Below are 15,795 nucleotides of genomic sequence, written 5' to 3'. Positions count from 1 at the left end.
AATGCGTTGCAGTCCCACCCCAGCGACATCAGGAAAATGTCTAGATCTGTAACAGGTAGACCGGGTTTTAGCAGCCAGATGTTACAGATCGAGATCTTTCGGCACCGCGTCCAACCTTTGTCTCGATCTGTAACAGTTAGAGCGGTTTTTGGCCGTTAGATGTTACAGATTAAGATATTCTCCAGCCCTGTCGTCAAACATCTAAATCTGTAACAAGTAGACAGGTTTTCGGCCTCTAGATGTTACAGATTGAGATCTTTTAGCGGCAGCCAACCTTCTGTCTCGATCTGTAACAGCTACGAGGCCAAACGGCCCCTTGTTGTTACAGATCGAGACAAACTCGGCAGAAACAACCACATTCGCGTCAGTTGCACCCCTTAGCACCCATACCACTGACGCTTCCATCCCTCAGCCAAATCGGCCCGCTGCGAAATACCCGCCAGCCTCATCTTTTCAGCCAGCTTCCCTGGGTTCTTGAGCTCATCAAACGTAAACCTCAGCACCTTATGTCCGAGCATTGTCAGATGAGATTCCCGCTGACGCTCTGCCACGAATGGGTCAACCGACTCCCGACCCTCGCCGCTCTGCAAGGTGTACTTCCCCTTTCCGTCGAGCTCGCCGATGACACACGTCCCGTCCTCGAGCCGCCAAAAATAGTCGACGCGAAACACCTGGCTCGGATCGAGCGGGTCGCGAAACTCCACCTGCAGCTCCGGAACCGGAAAGCCGTACGCAATAAAGAATGCTCGGAACCGAGACTCGCCGCCGTTTTCAGACAGCCCGTCCGCATACGACGCAATCACCTGTGCCCTGCGATACCCTCGCCTGCCCTCGCAATCGGCGCGGAGGCGCTCGCACAAATCCCCACGTGATACGCCTTTCGCCCGCAGTGCAGAATCGGCAATCGCCAACCCGTAGGAGAACGGCGCACGCAGTAGGCAATCCTCCACCGTGCGCCAAAACGACGTCACCCGCACGCCATCAACATGCTCGAGTGCGCCCGCCATCTGCGGACGCAACAACCTGCACCCGCCGCTCAACGTCACCGAACAACCCGTCTTAACAAGAAAACGCGACCCAAGCAGATCATTCGGCACCTCCAGACCCCACAAAAGCGCCGCGTCATAGCCCCAAAACGCCCAATCGGGATGAAACTCTGCAAGCCCTTTGATGGTACGCAGCGTTCGCTCCGCCGGCGTCAGCGCATCCCAATCATGTTGAAAACAGAACAAATACGGCTCGGGCTCCGCGATATCGTCGGTTCCAACATGACGCCGCAGCCACATGAGCTCGGCATTGTCATGCGTTGCGAGCAGCGCACCTTGCTCGGTCGCCTCCGTGAGTCGCGCGAGCATCCTATTCCGCGCCAACGTGTTGCGAGTCGTATGCTTGTGCTTGAAAACGGTATTAGACACTTCCATCACCACCACATCGGACAAATGGACCATCGTCACCGTTGCCTCCGCCGACAAATGTCTTGATCTGTAACAGGAAGACCGATTTTTGGACTGTAGATGTTACAGATTGAGACATTCCCCCCCAGCCAGGTGCCAAACGTCTCGATCTGTAACAGTTAGACGTTCTCCAGGCCCCTAAACGTTACAGATTTAGACATAAAGACAGAGGGCAAGGCAGGCGACAGCTGCCCATCCCCTACTTCCACTCCTGCTCGTAGATGTTGAGCGACTTTACGTACCGCCCCCGGGCGCCCATGATGTCGCGGACCAGACGCAAGAAGAAGCTGATGCACGAGGTGTCAAAGCCGTCCTGCAGGTCCTCCGGATGCACCGCACCCGGCCCATCGACCGCCGTATCGCTCAGCCGCGCGATGTCATACAGGTAGAGCTGTCCCGCCGTAAGCCAGACATCGTCGACGCAGGCGAGGCGCACCGCAATCGCGCCGTCACTCCAGTGCTCCTTCTGCACGATATGCGGATCGTAGACATCAAAGCGATGATCGGTGCGCGTGTCCTTCAGCACGACCATGCCGGACGCAGGATTCTTGTCCAAAATGCCAAAGCGCGAGAAATACTGCGTGTCGCGTACCTGCTCGAGCCGCTTGAGCGAGGCAGGCGAAAGCGATGCCGGCGGCTCGTCAACATACAGCTCGAGCAGCGTTTTGCCATGGCGATAGGGGCGCTCAAACAGCAGCCAATCGGTAAACGCCATGTTGTAGGCCATGATTTCGTTTTGCGAAGGCTCAGTGCAATAGCTGAGCCACGGGTCGACAATGATCTCGAACTGTTCGCGCGCCGGCTCCAGGAATTGAAACTTCCGCAGCATCCAAAAGTGAGCCATGTCGGCAATATCGTTGCCGACGGCTTCAGCCAGCTCTGCTCGGTCTAAAGCGTGGTCAGTCATGGCATCCTCCTCAAACTGATGGACCTCAATTTGAGCTTACGAGGAGGGTGGGCAGCCACGACCAGCACGGGCAAAATAGGCCTCCGGCTGCAAACCAGATGCTGACCAAACACTTGACGAAAAGCTTGACCGAAAATGCGCACCGCAACAAAACCGGAGGTAAACATAGACGGCCAACCAACCCTTTTGAGCCAGATGCCCGCAGCCACCACAGAAACAACAGGTGACCACAGCCCAAAAAGTCGACAAATGAACATCCGTACGTCGACAAACGAGCAAATCGCTCGCAAAGAGTGTCCCCAACGACTAGACAAAAATGACCAGTCATTGGGGACGTTCTTAAATGACTACTTTACAGCTTCAGCGCGTCGGCGACTTCGGCTGCACAGGCCAGGGCATCGGCCATGGCACTCACAACGAGCGAGCTGCCGTTGCGGGCATCACCCGCCACGTACACCGGTGCGGCATCCGCGACGACGCCGTCGACACGGGCCGCAAGGTGCGAGCCCTCGGCAGCCATCACCGGCAGCGGACGGCCCGCCGTGGCAACAGGTACGTTCACCGCATCGAACACGCCATGCTCGGGACCCGTAAAGCCGCAGGCGATGAGCACCAGCTGCGCCGGCACCTCGTGCTCGGAGCCCGCGATGCGCTCGGGCTTTCCCGCCGACCAGTCCAGATCGACCACGCGCAGGCCCGCAGCCGCACCCTTCTTGTCCAGCAGCACCTCAAGCGTATCAACGCCCCAGGCACGCATCTCGCCACCCATCGCAGCGATAGCCTCCTGCTGGCCGTAGTCGGTCTTCTTAACGTTGGGCCACTGCGGCCAGGGGTTGCTCGCCGCGCGCTTATCGGGCGCAGCCGGCAAGAACTCAAACTGGCGCACGCTGCGCGCGCCCTGACGCACGGCAGTACCCACGCAGTCGTTTCCAGTATCGCCACCGCCAATGACCACAACGTCCAGGCCGCGCGCGTTCACCGCGGGCTCGCTACCATCGAGCACCGAGACGGTCGAAGCCGTCAGGTAGTCCACCGCGTACACCACGCCCGGAGCATCCACGTTCGCAGCCGAAAGACCGCGGGGCGCACGAGCGCCGGCAGCCACCACGACGGCGTCAAAGTCATCGAGCTCGGCCGCCACCGCAGGGTTCGTAACGTCGGCACTCAGCTCGAACACAATGCCCAGCTCGCGCATGAGCGCCACGCGACGCTCGACCACGGACTTCTCGAGCTTCATGTTGGGAATGCCGTACATGAGCAGGCCGCCCGGGCGGTCGTCACGCTCAAACACCGTCACGCGGGCACCGCGACGTGCAAGCTCCCATGCTGCCACCAGGCCAGCCGGGCCGGAACCAACCACGGCGACGGAGGGCGCGTCCTCCCCTGCCGGCTCAAAGCGACGTGGGCCGCCGTTGGCCCACTCATGGTCGCTGATCGCACGCTCGTTATCGTGAATCGTCGTGGGTTGGCCGTCGACCGAGCCCAGGTTGCACGCGGCCTCGCACAGTGCCGGGCACACGCGGCTCGTGAACTCAGGCATGGGCGAGGTGAGCGACAGGCGCTCGGCAGCCTCATCCCAGCGGCCGCGGTACACCAGCTCGTTCCACTCGGGAATCAAGTTGTGCAGCGGGCAGCCGCTCGGACGTGCCTTGCCAAAGCTCGCGCCCATCTGGCAAAACGCCACGCCGCACATCATGCAGCGGCTCGCCTGGGCGCGACGTGCGTCGTCATCGAGCTCCACATACAGGGGATCAAAATCATGACTGCGCTCCTCCACGGGACGCAGCTCGTGGGTCACGCGATCGATATCAAGAAAAGCACCGGGCTTACCCATGGCACTTACGCCTCCTTCTTGGTCGAAGCAACAGGGCTGGCAGCCACGGACGCAGCGCCCGCAGCACCGCCCGCAGCATCGAAGCGAGCGAGATCCGCAGCGCTCGCGCGACCGGTCACGATGTCAAACGCCAGCTCCTCTGCCTGCGCATGCGTCTTGCCGACGGCCTCGGCGGCGGCGACAATCGCCAGCACACGCTCGTACTCGGTCGGAATGACCTTCACGAAGTGCTTGCTCATCGTCTCAAAGCTGTAGAGCAGCTTGATGCCGCGCGGGCTCTGCGTCGCGTCCACGTGCTCTTGGATGAGCTCGCGAATCTGTGCCAGCTCGCCGGCCGTCGGGGCCTTGAGCTCCACGCTCTCGTGGTTCACGCGGGCACTGAGCGTGCCGTACTGGTCAAAGACATAGGCCACGCCACCCGTCATACCGGCGGCGAAGTTCTGCCCGACCTCGCCCAAGATGAGCGCCAGACCGCCCGTCATGTACTCGCAGCCATGGTTGCCGCAACCCTCGACCACCACCGTGGCACCGGAGTTGCGTACGCCAAAGCGCTGGCCTGCCAGGCCGTTGATGAAGCCACGGCCGCTCGTAGCGCCAAAGAACGCAACGTTGCCCACGATGATGTTCTCGTCGAACTTGTAGGTCGCATGCGGGTTGGGGCGCACCGACACCTCGCCGCCCGAAAGACCCTTGCCAAAGTAGTCGTTGGCGTCGCCGCACACGTTGAGCGTAATGCCGCGCGGCAGGAAGGCGCCAAAGCTCTGACCAGCCGAGCCGTCGCAATCGATAGTGATGGAGCCGGCGGGCAGGCCCTCGGGATGCGCCTTGGTCACCGCATTGCCCAAGATGGTGCCCACGCAACGGTTAACGTTGGCGATGTCGGCATGGAAGCGAATCGGGCGCAGGTGCGCGCGAGCGTCGGCCGTGTAGGGCACAAACAGCGTGGAGTCGAGCGTCTTGTCGAGCTCGCTGTCCGCAGCCATCTGCGGCAGGAAGTGACGGCCGTCGGCACCCGGGATGTGGGCACCGAACTCGCAGGTCGCGCTCGCCAGCACGGGCGTCAGATCGAGCAGGTTGGCCTTACGGTTGCCCGGGACCTCAATCTGGCGCAAGCACTCGGGATGGCCGACCATATCGTCGACGGTGCGGAAGCCCAGGCTCGCCATGACCTCGCGCAGCTGCTCGGCAACAAAGAGCATAAAGTGCTCGACGTGCTCGGGCTTACCGCGGAAGCCGTGACGCAGGCGGCAGTTTTGCGTCGCGATGCCGGCCGGGCAGGTGTCCTGCTGGCAGTCGCGCTGCATGAGGCAACCCATGGAGATGAGTGGCATGGTCGCAAAGCCAAACTCCTCGGCGCCCAGCAAGCAGGCGACGGCGACGTCGGTGCCGTCCATGAGCTTGCCGTCGGCCTCGAGCACCACGCGGGAGCGCAGGCCGTTTTGCAGCAGCGTCTGCTGGGCCTCGGCAAGACCGAGCTCCAGCGGCAGACCCGCGTGCCAGATCGAATCGCGAGCAGCGGCACCTGAGCCGCCGTTGTGGCCGCTGATCAAAATCTTGTCGGCAGCGCCCTTGGCAACGCCGGTGGCGATGGTGCCGACGCCGGCCTCGCTGACCAGCTTGACCGACACGCGCGCGCCGGGGTTGGCGTTCTTAAGGTCAAAGATCAGCTCTGCCAGGTCCTCGATGGAGTAGATGTCGTGGTGCGGCGGAGGCGAGATCAGGCCGATGCCGGGCGTGGACTGACGGACCTCGGCAATCCAGGGGTAGACCTTCTTGCCGGGCAGGTGACCGCCCTCGCCGGGCTTGGCGCCCTGGGCCATCTTGATCTGAATCTCGAAGGCGCTGCACAGGTAGCGGCTCGTCACGCCAAAGCGCGCACTTGCCACCTGCTTGATCGCGGAGTTCTTGGAGTCGCCGTTAGCCAGCGGGGTCTCGCGACGCGGGTCCTCGCCGCCCTCGCCGGAGTTGGAACGGCCGTGCAGGCGGTTCATGGCGATGGCCATGCACTCGTGTGCCTCTTTGCTAATGGAGCCATACGACATGGCACCGGTGTTAAAGCGGCGGACGATGTTGAGCGCGGGTTCGACCTCGTCAAGCGCCACCGGAGTGCGGCCGCTGGCATTAAAGTCGAGCAAGTCGCGCAGGCGCACGGCACGACCGGTGCGGTGCAGGCGGGCGCTGTACTCCTTAAAGGTGTCGTAGCTGTCCTCACGGCAGGCGGTCTGCAACAAGTAGACAGTCTGCGGATCGATGAGGTGGTCCTCGCCGCCGAGCGGGCGCCACTTGGTCAGACCCAGCGTGGGCAGCTGATCGGGTGCCGGGCTCTTAAGGATAGCGAGCGCGGCGTCGTAGCGCTCGTTTTGCTCGCGCTCAACGTCCTCGACACCCATACCGCCCACACGGCTCACCGTGCCGGCAAAGTACGCGTTGACGAACTCCGGCGTAAAGCCCACGGCCTCGAAGATCTGCGCGGAGTGGTAGCTCTGCACCGTGGAGATGCCCATCTTGGACATGATGGAGACGATGCCCGCCGTCGCGGCCTTGTTGTAATTGGCGATGCCCTGCTCGGCCGTCACGTCCAGATCGCCGCGTGCCGCCAGATCGCGGATGCACGCATGTGCGTTGTACGGATAGATGCCGCTTGCGGAGTAGCCCACCAGCGCCGCAAAGTCGTGCGGAGACACGGCATCGCCGCACTCCACCACGATATCGGCAAAGGTGCGCACGCCGGCGCGGATCAGGTGGTTGTGCACGCAGCCCACGGCGAGCAGCGAGGGCACGGGCACCTCGCCCGCCGCGGCACGATCGCTCAATACCACGATGTTCACGCCGTCGCGGACCGCAGCCTCAACGTCCTCGGCGAGCTGCTTGAGCGCAGCCTGCAGCGCGCCCTCGCCGGCATCACGGCGGTAGACGGCACGGAAACGGCGGGTCTTAAAGCCCACGCGGTCGATGGCGCAGATACGCTCGAACTCCTCCTCGTTGAGCAACGGGCGCTCCAAGCGCACCAGCTGGCAGGCCGTACGGGAGTCCTCGAGCAGGTTGCCGTGGTTGCCCAGGTAGAGCGTGGTCGAGGTGACCATATGCTCGCGAAGGGCGTCGATGGGCGGGTTCGTGACCTGAGCGAACAGTTGATAGAAATAGTCGTAGAAGGAGCGCGTCTTCTTGGACAGGCAGGCCAGCGGCGCATCGATGCCCATCGAGGCGAGCGGCGCCTTGCCCTGCTGGGCCATGGGACGCACGACCTCGTCGACGTCATCCCAGCGATAGCCAAGCTTGGCCATACGCACGGCGGCAGGCACCTCGGCGTCCTCGGCGGGTGTTGCCGCAACGGGCTCGTCGAGCGCATCGACGGTCAGCGTCTCCTCGGCAATCCAGTCGCGATAGGGCTTTTCCTTAGCGTAACGGGCGCGCAGCTCGTCGTTGTAGATGACGCGACCGCGGGCAAAGTCGACCTCGAGCATCTGGCCTGGTCCCAGGCAGCCGCTCGTCAGGATGTTCTCGGGGCTCACCTCGATGGTGCCCACCTCGCTTGCCAGCATAAAGCGACCGTCGCGCGTCACATAGTAGCGGGCAGGACGCAAGCCGTTACGGTCGAGGGCGGCACCCAGCGTGCGACCGTCGGTAAAGGCGATGGCCGCCGGGCCATCCCACGGTTCCATGAGCATGGACTGGTAAGCGTCGTAGGCGCGGCGCTCCTCACTCAGGCTGTCGTTGTGGTCCCACGGCTCGGGCAGCAGCATGGATGCGGCACGCGTGAGCGGGCGACCGTTCATGACCAAGAATTCGAGCACGTTATCCAGAATCGCGGAGTCGGAACCCTCGCGGTTGATGATGGGCATCACGCGCTCAAGATCGTGCTGCAACACGGGGCTGTACAGGTTGGGTTCGCGGGCGCGAATCCAGTTGACGTTGCCCTTGAGGGTGTTGATCTCGCCGTTGTGGATGATAAAGCGGTTAGGGTGCGCGCGCTCCCAGCTGGGCGTGGTGTTGGTGGAGTAGCGCGAGTGGACGAGCGCCACGGCCGTCTTGACGGCGGCGTCGTTGAGATCGATGAAGAAGCGGCGCATCTGCGTGGCGACCAGCATGCCCTTATACACGATAGTGCGCGAGCTCATGGAACACACGTAGAAGATCTTGTCGCGCAGGGCAAACTCGGCGTCGGCCTTCTTCTCGATGGTGCGGCGGCACACATACAGACGGCGCTCGAAGGCATCGCCCGCCGGCGTGTCGTCGGGGCGCCCCAGAAAGGCCTGCAGGATGGTAGGCATGCAGGCGCGGGCTGTCTCGCCCAGGTCATGCGGATCGACCGGCACCTCGCGCCAAAAGAGCAGCGGCACGCCGGCCTCGGCGCAACCCTCCTCAAACACGCGGCGGGCATCCTCTACGCCCTTGTCGTCCTGCGGGAAGAACAGCATGGCCACGCCATAGTCGCCCTCTGCCGGCAGAATCTGACCGCACTTTTGAGCCTCTTTACGGAAAAAGTGATGCGGAACCTGGAACAGGATGCCAGCGCCATCGCCGGTATTCTTCTCGAGTCCCGTGCCGCCGCGGTGCTCCAAGTTGACCAGAATGGACAGTGCGTCGTCCAGAATCTGGTGATGGCGCTCACCGTTGATATCGGCAAGCGCGCCGATGCCACATGCATCGTGGTCGAATTCGGGGCGATAAAGGCCCTGCTGCTGAGCGGAATCTGCCTGCATCGCGATCCTCCCCTAGATATTTAGACAGTCAGTTGAATAGGCATAGTAGGAGCATCAGGGCATCGTTGTGTTTCCCGCCCGTTTCGAAACAATCGCGTAACGCACACCGACCATCAACGTCTTGCTATCAAACATGTACGTCAGCCCCCAAACATGTCGAAATTTGACATCTTTGGAGGCTGACGTACACGTTTTAGTGCAGGGACAGCCGGCACATATGCATCTGGCCCCTTTGAATCATTCTGGAAACAAGGGCCATGCGGACTTTTGCATGATGGGGCTCGACACAGCAGGCCTCAAGGGCGGCAACAAGACGCCCAAGTTCGGCCTGTAAGCTCACCGCTTCAAACATCTCAATCTGTAACAGGAAGAGCGGATTTTGGCGCCTAGATGTTACAGATTGAGATTTTCTGCGGAGCGGTTTTGGTTTGTCTCGATCTGTAACACGAAGGGCCGGTTTTGGCGGCCAGCTGTTACAAATCGAGATTTTCCATAGGACCATTTCTTCCTGTCTCGATCTGTAACACCTAGGCCCAATTTCCATCCCTCGTTGTTACAGATCGAGACATTTCGGCAGCCCCCTTTCACCATCCCATTCAAATACAACAATTTTGTTAGTCTTGGTTAACTTTTAAGCTTAAAACGGGTATCCTTTGCGGCGTCAAGCAAACGGCACGCACACCGTGCCAGATCAAGGAGGCCCCTATGGCGCACCAAGCAGACCAGCAGACGATGCAACTCGTCCTCATCCGTCACGGAGAGTCCGAGTGGAACAAGCTCAACCTGTTCACCGGCTGGACCGATGTTGAGCTCACCGACACGGGCCGCGAAGAAGCCGCAGCAGGCGGTCGAGCCCTCAAAGAAGCCGGTTTCGACTTTGACGTCTGCTACACTTCGCGCCTCAAGCGCGCGATCCACACCCTCAACATCGTGCTCGGCCAAATGGATCGCGAGTGGCTGCCCGTCATCAAATCCTGGAAGCTCAACGAGCGCCACTACGGAGCGTTGCAGAGTCTCAACAAGGCCGATGCCGCAGCGGAGCACGGCGACGAGCAGGTGCTCATCTGGCGCCGCTCCTTCGATGTCTGCCCGCCGGCACTCGAGCCGGACGACGCGCGCGATCCCCACACCCAGGAGCAATACCGTGATGTCGCGCCCGATCAGCTGCCCTATACCGAGTGCCTCAAGGACACGATCGCCCGCGCCTGGCCTTATTTCGAAGACGAGATTCGCCCCCAGATGCTCGCCGGCAAGCGCGTACTCATCGCCGCACACGGCAACTCCCTGCGCTCACTCGTCATGAAGCTCGAGCACCTCACGCCCGAGGAGATCCTCAAGGTCAACATCCCCACCGGCGTGCCGCTCGTCTACACCTTCGACACCGATTTCAACGTCCTCGACAAGCGCTACATCGGCGACCCGGCGACCATCGCCGCCAAGATCGACGCCGTGGCCAATCAGGGCAAAGCGCACAAGTAGCCCCAACCCAAATCCGACGCGTGGCGCCGCACGACCCAGATGCGACGTCACGCCGTCCATACGCAGGAGCGCACCATGCTCAACCATCTCAAACAACGCTTTGGCTCCCGACGCACCGGTGGTCACGGAGGCCTAGACATTGCGCGGCATATCGGCCCCGGGCTGCTCGTCACCGTCGGCTTTATCGACCCGGGCAACTGGGCCTCCAATATGGCCGCGGGCTCGCAGTTTGGCTACGCGCTGCTGTGGATCGTCACGCTGTCCACGATTATGCTCATCGTCCTGCAGCACAACGCGGCGCACTTGGGCATCGCCACGGGCGCCTGTCTTGCCGAGGCCACGACTCGCTTCCTGCCCCGCCCCGCGGGACGTGCCGTGCTCGCCAGCGCCTATCTCGCGACTGTCGCCACCGCCATGGCCGAAGTCCTGGGTGGCGCGATTGCCCTTCAAATGCTCTTTGGGCTGCCCGTGCGCGCGGGCTGCGTCATCGTGGCGGCAGTATCGATGGCGATGCTCATGACGAACTCCTACAAGCATGCCGAACGCTGGATCATCGCCTTCGTAGGCGTGGTAGGACTCTCGTTTTTGGCCGAGCTTGCACTAGTCAAGGTCGACTGGCCGCAAGCCGCCGCAAGCTGGATCACGCCTAGTATGCCCACTGGCTCTGCCGCGATTATCGTGAGCGTTCTGGGTGCGGTCGTTATGCCACACAACCTTTTTCTGCACTCCGAGGTCATCCAATCCATGCACTTCGAAGGCCAAGGCGAGCAGGTTATCGAAGAACGTCTGCGCTACGAGCTCTTCGACACGCTCTTTTCGATGGGCGTGGGCTGGGCAATCAACTCGGCCATGGTCATCCTTGCCGCAACGACCTTCTTTGCGCACGGCATGGTCGTAGACGACCTCGCCGTCGCAGCGGCCACGCTCTCCCCCATCTTGGGCCCGGCGAGCTCGACCATCTTTGCGGTAGCGCTGCTGTTTGCGGGCCTCTCGAGTAGTGTGACGGCGGGCATGGCGGCGGGCACCATCACCGCGGGCATGTTCGACGAGGAATACGACATCCACGACCGACATTCCTCGATCGGGGTGGCGGCCTGTTTCGTCGGCGCAGTGACGGCGTGCCTGGTCGTCCCAAATCCTTTTGAAGGTCTCATCTGGAGTCAGGCGCTGCTGTCGCTTCAGCTGCCGATTACGGTCTTTGTGCTCATACGGCTCACCAGCTCACGCCGCGTCATGGGCAAATATGCCAATTCGCGCCCGCTCAACGCGCTGCTCGTAGGGATCGGTGCCATCGTGACGATTCTCGATGTCGTGTTGTTGACAGGGATGTAATGGGGCGGGGCACCTACTCAGGCAAACGTCTCGATCTGTAACATCTAGACCCGCTTTCGATGTCTAGATGTTACAGATTGAGATCTTCTGCCGGACGGTTTTGGTTTGTCTCGATATGTAACAAGTGGGCCCAATTTCCACCGTTAGATGTTACAGATTGAGACAAAAGGTCGGCCGGACTCACAACAGACAGGATCGGCCAACAGCAACCGTGATCCCTTGGGGGCGGAGGAAAAGGGCCCCGGCCGAGAATTCGACCGAGGCCCTTGGACAGAGCTATGTTCGGCTTTCGCCGTGTGTCTGCGAGCTACTCCTCGACGAGCTCAAACTGATCGGGACCGACGCCGCACACCGGGCACACATAATCCTCGGGCAGCTCGGGCGTATCGACCTCAACCTCGTAACCGCAAACGACGCACACGAACTTATACGTCTTCTTCTCCTCAGCCATGATGTTCTCCTCTCAAACGCGACTGGTGATGTACTTCATTTATCAGTATAGATTCTCAATAATATAATGCAAGTATTTTTAAAACATTTCTAGCCTTGATACGAGGACGCCTTCGGAGGCGTCTTGCCCTTCAGGACCTTATGGTAGTAATCGTAGGTGAGCGGCGTCTCGTCACTCAAGCGCTCGGCATCCTCGACCTCGCCGATAAACAGTAGATGCGTGCCAACATCCACAGTGTCGATCAAATGGCAGCTAAACAGGGCCGCCGCGTGCTCGGGCACATAGGGCATGCCCAGAGCCGTCTCGCGGGTCTCGTATTTGGCAAACTTGTCATAATCGCTGCTGGTGCGGAACCCAAAGTTACCGATGTAGAGCATATCGGCGGTCTGATCGATCACGGTCAGCGCGAACGCTTTGGCCGAAGCGATGACGCCCGAGGTGACGTTGTCCTTGTTCACGGCAACCGAAATGCGCGGCGGCATGGACGTCACCTGCACCGCAGTGTTGATGACGCAGCCGGCGCGCAGCCCGTCTGCCGCGGCGCTCACCACGTACAGACCGCTCGGCATGGTAAAGAACGCAGTTTTGTCCATAACAATCACTCCCCTAACCCGGGTTGGAACCTCATGGATGTATGTACCCACAAAAAAGGCGGCGTCCACAACGGACACCACCTTTGAGACATATGTGTCAAAACAGTATAAGCAAGATGAGACGCCCGCAGTTGCGGTGAAATAAGGACTGAATAGCCCCTCAAACAGGCAAAACAGTCCGTATTCCACCGCAACTTATACAGAACGCCTAGCGATTGCGCTCCTTGAGGGCGCGGTCGATCTCGCGCTGGACATCGCGCTTGGCCATATCCTCGCGCTTGTCGTAAAGCTTCTTGCCGCGGCCTAGGCCCAGCAGCAGCTTTACGCGGCCGTCGGTATTAAAGTAGAGCTCCAGCGGCACCAGCGCATAGCCGCGGTTGCGAAGTTTGCCGTCAAGAAAGTCGATCTCCTTGCGGTGCAGCAGCAGACGGCGCCGACGGTCGGGATCGCGATTCCACACGCCACCATGGCTATAAGGGTGGATATGCAGGCCGACGAGCCAGCACTCCCCACCACGAATCAGTGCGAAGGTATCGGTAATCTGGCACGCGCGCTCGCGAATCGACTTGACCTCGGTACCGCTCAGCTCAATACCGCACTCAAACGTCTCATCGATAAAGTACTCGTGATGTGCCGAGCGATTCTTGGAAATGAGCTTGCGCTCGCGCTTACTGGGCATCGCCGGCCTCCTTGGCGCCATCGGCGTTTGAACCCGCAGCCTCGCGCTTTGCCCTGCGCTCGGCATTAAGCTCGGCATCGCTCTCGCGCACCAGCTTGATAATCGCCGCGCAGGCCTCCTCGCCCACCAAATCGCGAGCACGCACCGTCAGACGCGTAGCCTCCTGCTTGTCGCCGTCGCTTGCAGCATCGGTCGCGCACATGATCAGGCAGATGGCGATCTCGGCCGAAGGCGAGGTCGGCACGCCCTGCAGGGCGAGCTCACCCATCACATGGTCGTCACTCTCGTCCGCGGCATCCGGATAGGTGGTATGGATCTTGTTGAGCAGGCGCGTCGTATGCGCATCATTGGGCGCCAGGCGCAGCGCCAGACGCGCGCAGCCCACGGCTGCCGAAATGTTCTCGGTCTCGGGCTCCAAGAAGTACTGACCCAAGTTGGTGTAGGCACGTGCGGCGCACTTACCGTCGCTCGCGCGCTCCAGCACCGAGAACGAGAGCGATGCCCACTCCTGCTTGTCCTCGAGCGCGCGGAACAGCTCGGCCAAGTCCAAGCGATAGTTGCAGTTCATGGGATCCCAACGCACGGCCTGCATCAGGGCATTCCGAGCACTCACATAATTCTGCTGGCGAATGTAGGCAAACGCCATGTCGGAGTACAGGCGGTCAAAGGGAACCTCGACCTGCACCAGCTCGCGCGGATCCTTCTCCACGCGGCGATAGGCCAGGCGCTCAAACTTGCTGTCGAAGCTAAAGTACTGGCGCTTCTCCTCCGTCTTGCACTCAGCGTCGATATACTCCTCGGCGAGCTCCACCAGACGCTCAAGCAGCGGCGTCGCCGTAGCCAGGTCGCCCTGCGCCAGATAGTTCTCGGCATACGTGATGTCTTCCAAGCTGATAGGCAGGTCCATGACAACTCCTCGGTCCGGGCGGCAGACTCAACGCGCGCCTTAAATATCGGTCAATACACAAAACCCGGGTCTCTTACGAGGCCCGGGCGTTCAATTTTGGTAGCCCGTACCAGATTCGAACTGGTGATCTCCGCCTTGAGAGGGCGGCGTCCTAAACCGCTAGACGAACGGGCCATATGTAGCAAATGCAATGGCTGGGATGGAGGGAGTCGAACCCCCATTGACGGAACCAGAATCCGCTGTCCTGCCATTAGACGACATCCCAATGACTGCATCGCTGCGCTCGGCTGTGCCTTTGCGCAAGAAAGAAATATACGGGAAGTCCCGCCGTGACGCAAGCCCTAATTTTGACTTTTTTGAAATTCAGTCAAATACGGCCGACACGTGAAGGACCTGTGAAGTCGACCGCTGCACACGAAGGGCAAAACGCCGCGAGCGGTAGCCGTCAACCGTTGGCAGATTCTACCGCGAAAACGATAGCACCAGGCAACACAATCGAAGTATCAATGATCACGTAGATATCGAGGCGCCATGGACGAAGAGCTTGATTACCTATGGGAGACCCTGGGCCTCGAGATCACTGCTGACCTTTGGCCCGAACGGGACAAAATCCATCCCACCCTGCGCCCCGCCATCACGGTGATGCAGGCAAAATACCGCCGTGCATCCTTTTTGATCATGCGGATGTCATGGCACGCGGGACTCCCCGACCTTAAGCGAATCCAGGCAAGCCTCGTCGAGCTGTCCGGTATGCCGACTGTCATATCCGAGGCGCACCTGGAGCAGCGCCAACGCGAGCGACTGCAACAGCAGCGGATTCCCTTTATCTGCCCCGGTGTTCAGGCATATCTGCCCTTTATGGACGAGGAGTACTGGAGCGGCAAGCCCAACAAGCACGTAAAGGTCTACGGTCCGCACGAATGGGCACAGCTCAAGGATTGAGCCGAGCGAGCCCTCCGATGGAAAACACGTCCCACCCCGAGCGCTCAAAACGGGTCGCACTTTCCGCAGCCGCTACAGCAGCGCCTCGGTCCAAGCTGCTTCCCTAAAGCCGGGAATCGCAAAGTCGTCGCCCACCAACAGCGGACGCTTGACCAGCATGCCGTCGGTCGCCAGCAGCTCGTAGCACTCCCGATCCGTCATGCCCGCATCTAGACGCGCCTTCAGGCCCAGCTCTCGATATTTCATGCCCGACGAATTAAAGAAGCGCCGCACCGGCAGTCCCGAACGAGCAATCCAGGTCGCAAGCTCATCAGCCGTGGGATTGTCCAAAACGATATCGCGGTCGATATACTCTACCCCGTGTTCGTCCAGCCATGCCTTGGCCTTCTTACAGGTCGAGCACTTGGGATATTCAACAAACAGTACGGTCATGGGATTTCCTTTCTTAGAGAAAACAGGTGTCCGGAAAACTGCACATCGACGACCACTCGCGATTGCAGCCGTTATTGTAGCC

At 60.7% G+C, this 15,795-nt stretch carries 12 protein-coding genes and 2 tRNA genes; 3 read left to right on the top strand and 11 right to left on the bottom strand.

What is annotated here, in order from left to right:
* Positions 1–377: 377 nt before the first annotated feature.
* The 4 genes from DW943_RS01790 to gltB form a co-directional block, all read right to left on the bottom strand.
* The gene (locus DW943_RS01790; RefSeq protein ID WP_158566053.1) at positions 378–1,454 is read right to left on the bottom strand and encodes a hypothetical protein; all 1,077 of its coding nucleotides are present in this window, start codon (positions 1,452–1,454) and stop codon (positions 378–380) included.
* Between the two features lie 199 nt (positions 1,455–1,653).
* On the bottom strand, positions 1,654–2,361 hold the full coding sequence (locus tag DW943_RS01785) for a hypothetical protein (RefSeq protein WP_117862005.1): 708 nt from the start codon (positions 2,359–2,361) through the stop codon (positions 1,654–1,656).
* 352 nt (positions 2,362–2,713) lie between these two features.
* Positions 2,714–4,195 (bottom strand): glutamate synthase subunit beta, encoded by a 1,482-nt coding sequence (locus DW943_RS01780; RefSeq protein WP_117862004.1) that lies wholly within the window; start codon positions 4,193–4,195, stop codon positions 2,714–2,716.
* Between the two features lie 5 nt (positions 4,196–4,200).
* The gene (gene gltB, locus DW943_RS01775) at positions 4,201–8,898 is read right to left on the bottom strand and encodes a glutamate synthase large subunit (protein ID WP_117862003.1); all 4,698 of its coding nucleotides are present in this window, start codon (positions 8,896–8,898) and stop codon (positions 4,201–4,203) included.
* A 705-nt stretch (positions 8,899–9,603) separates the two neighbouring features.
* Here gltB and gpmA point away from each other — a divergent pair.
* Positions 9,604–10,377: a 2,3-diphosphoglycerate-dependent phosphoglycerate mutase gene (gene gpmA / locus DW943_RS01770; protein WP_117862002.1), complete on the top strand. Its 774-nt coding sequence runs from the start codon at positions 9,604–9,606 to the stop codon at positions 10,375–10,377.
* Between the two features lie 75 nt (positions 10,378–10,452).
* On the top strand, positions 10,453–11,709 hold the full coding sequence (locus DW943_RS01765; RefSeq protein WP_117629562.1) for an Nramp family divalent metal transporter: 1,257 nt from the start codon (positions 10,453–10,455) through the stop codon (positions 11,707–11,709).
* A gap of 307 nt (positions 11,710–12,016) precedes the next feature.
* Here DW943_RS01765 and DW943_RS01760 read toward each other — a convergent pair whose 3' ends face one another.
* The 6 genes from DW943_RS01760 to DW943_RS01735 all read right to left on the bottom strand — a co-directional run bounded on the left by DW943_RS01760 (position 12,017) and on the right by DW943_RS01735 (position 14,604).
* Positions 12,017–12,160: a rubredoxin-like domain-containing protein gene (locus DW943_RS01760; RefSeq protein ID WP_055251878.1), complete on the bottom strand. Its 144-nt coding sequence runs from the start codon at positions 12,158–12,160 to the stop codon at positions 12,017–12,019.
* Positions 12,161–12,249: 89 nt separating this feature from the next.
* Positions 12,250–12,753, bottom strand: a complete 504-nt coding sequence (locus DW943_RS01755) for a flavin reductase family protein (protein ID WP_055251877.1) — start codon at positions 12,751–12,753, stop codon at positions 12,250–12,252.
* A gap of 208 nt (positions 12,754–12,961) precedes the next feature.
* On the bottom strand, positions 12,962–13,432 hold the full coding sequence (gene smpB / locus DW943_RS01750; protein ID WP_006235325.1) for an SsrA-binding protein SmpB: 471 nt from the start codon (positions 13,430–13,432) through the stop codon (positions 12,962–12,964).
* Positions 13,422–14,339, bottom strand: a complete 918-nt coding sequence (locus DW943_RS01745; protein ID WP_117862001.1) for a hypothetical protein — start codon at positions 14,337–14,339, stop codon at positions 13,422–13,424. The genes smpB and DW943_RS01745 overlap by 11 nt, the downstream gene beginning before the upstream one ends.
* Before the next feature lie 97 nt (positions 14,340–14,436).
* Positions 14,437–14,513: transfer RNA gene (locus DW943_RS01740), tRNA-Glu, on the bottom strand.
* A gap of 17 nt (positions 14,514–14,530) precedes the next feature.
* Positions 14,531–14,604: transfer RNA gene (locus DW943_RS01735), tRNA-Gln, on the bottom strand.
* A 266-nt stretch (positions 14,605–14,870) separates the two neighbouring features.
* Here DW943_RS01735 and DW943_RS01730 point away from each other — a divergent pair.
* Positions 14,871–15,281: a hypothetical protein gene (locus DW943_RS01730; protein WP_117629499.1), complete on the top strand. Its 411-nt coding sequence runs from the start codon at positions 14,871–14,873 to the stop codon at positions 15,279–15,281.
* Between the two features lie 72 nt (positions 15,282–15,353).
* Here the strand turns inward: DW943_RS01730 and DW943_RS01725 are convergent, their stop codons facing one another.
* Positions 15,354–15,713 (bottom strand): arsenate reductase family protein, encoded by a 360-nt coding sequence (locus tag DW943_RS01725; protein ID WP_117583016.1) that lies wholly within the window; start codon positions 15,711–15,713, stop codon positions 15,354–15,356.
* Positions 15,714–15,795 lie beyond the last annotated feature (82 nt).

Source organism: Collinsella sp. AM44-11 (assembly GCF_003467145.1).
Classification (GTDB): Bacteria; Actinomycetota; Coriobacteriia; order Coriobacteriales; family Coriobacteriaceae; genus Collinsella.
Note: the sequence above shows the minus strand (reverse complement) of the source record. Positions and strands in the feature narration are given on the sequence as shown.

What these genes read in the sequence shown, in the direction of transcription:
- gpmA (WP_117862002.1), top strand. Translation starts at nt 9,604, where the DNA reads ATGGCGCACCAAGCAGACCAGCAGACGATGCAACTCGTCCTCATCCGT.
- DW943_RS01780 (WP_117862004.1), bottom strand. Translation starts at nt 4,195, where the DNA reads ATGGGTAAGCCCGGTGCTTTTCTTGATATCGATCGCGTGACCCACGAG.
- DW943_RS01760 (WP_055251878.1), bottom strand. Translation starts at nt 12,160, where the DNA reads ATGGCTGAGGAGAAGAAGACGTATAAGTTCGTGTGCGTCGTTTGCGGT.
- DW943_RS01725 (WP_117583016.1), bottom strand. Translation starts at nt 15,713, where the DNA reads ATGACCGTACTGTTTGTTGAATATCCCAAGTGCTCGACCTGTAAGAAG.
- DW943_RS01765 (WP_117629562.1), top strand. Translation starts at nt 10,453, where the DNA reads ATGCTCAACCATCTCAAACAACGCTTTGGCTCCCGACGCACCGGTGGT.
- smpB (WP_006235325.1), bottom strand. Translation starts at nt 13,432, where the DNA reads ATGCCCAGTAAGCGCGAGCGCAAGCTCATTTCCAAGAATCGCTCGGCA.
- DW943_RS01785 (WP_117862005.1), bottom strand. Translation starts at nt 2,361, where the DNA reads ATGACTGACCACGCTTTAGACCGAGCAGAGCTGGCTGAAGCCGTCGGC.
- DW943_RS01755 (WP_055251877.1), bottom strand. Translation starts at nt 12,753, where the DNA reads ATGGACAAAACTGCGTTCTTTACCATGCCGAGCGGTCTGTACGTGGTG.
- gltB (WP_117862003.1), bottom strand. Translation starts at nt 8,898, where the DNA reads ATGCAGGCAGATTCCGCTCAGCAGCAGGGCCTTTATCGCCCCGAATTC.
- DW943_RS01730 (WP_117629499.1), top strand. Translation starts at nt 14,871, where the DNA reads ATGGACGAAGAGCTTGATTACCTATGGGAGACCCTGGGCCTCGAGATC.
- DW943_RS01745 (WP_117862001.1), bottom strand. Translation starts at nt 14,339, where the DNA reads ATGGACCTGCCTATCAGCTTGGAAGACATCACGTATGCCGAGAACTAT.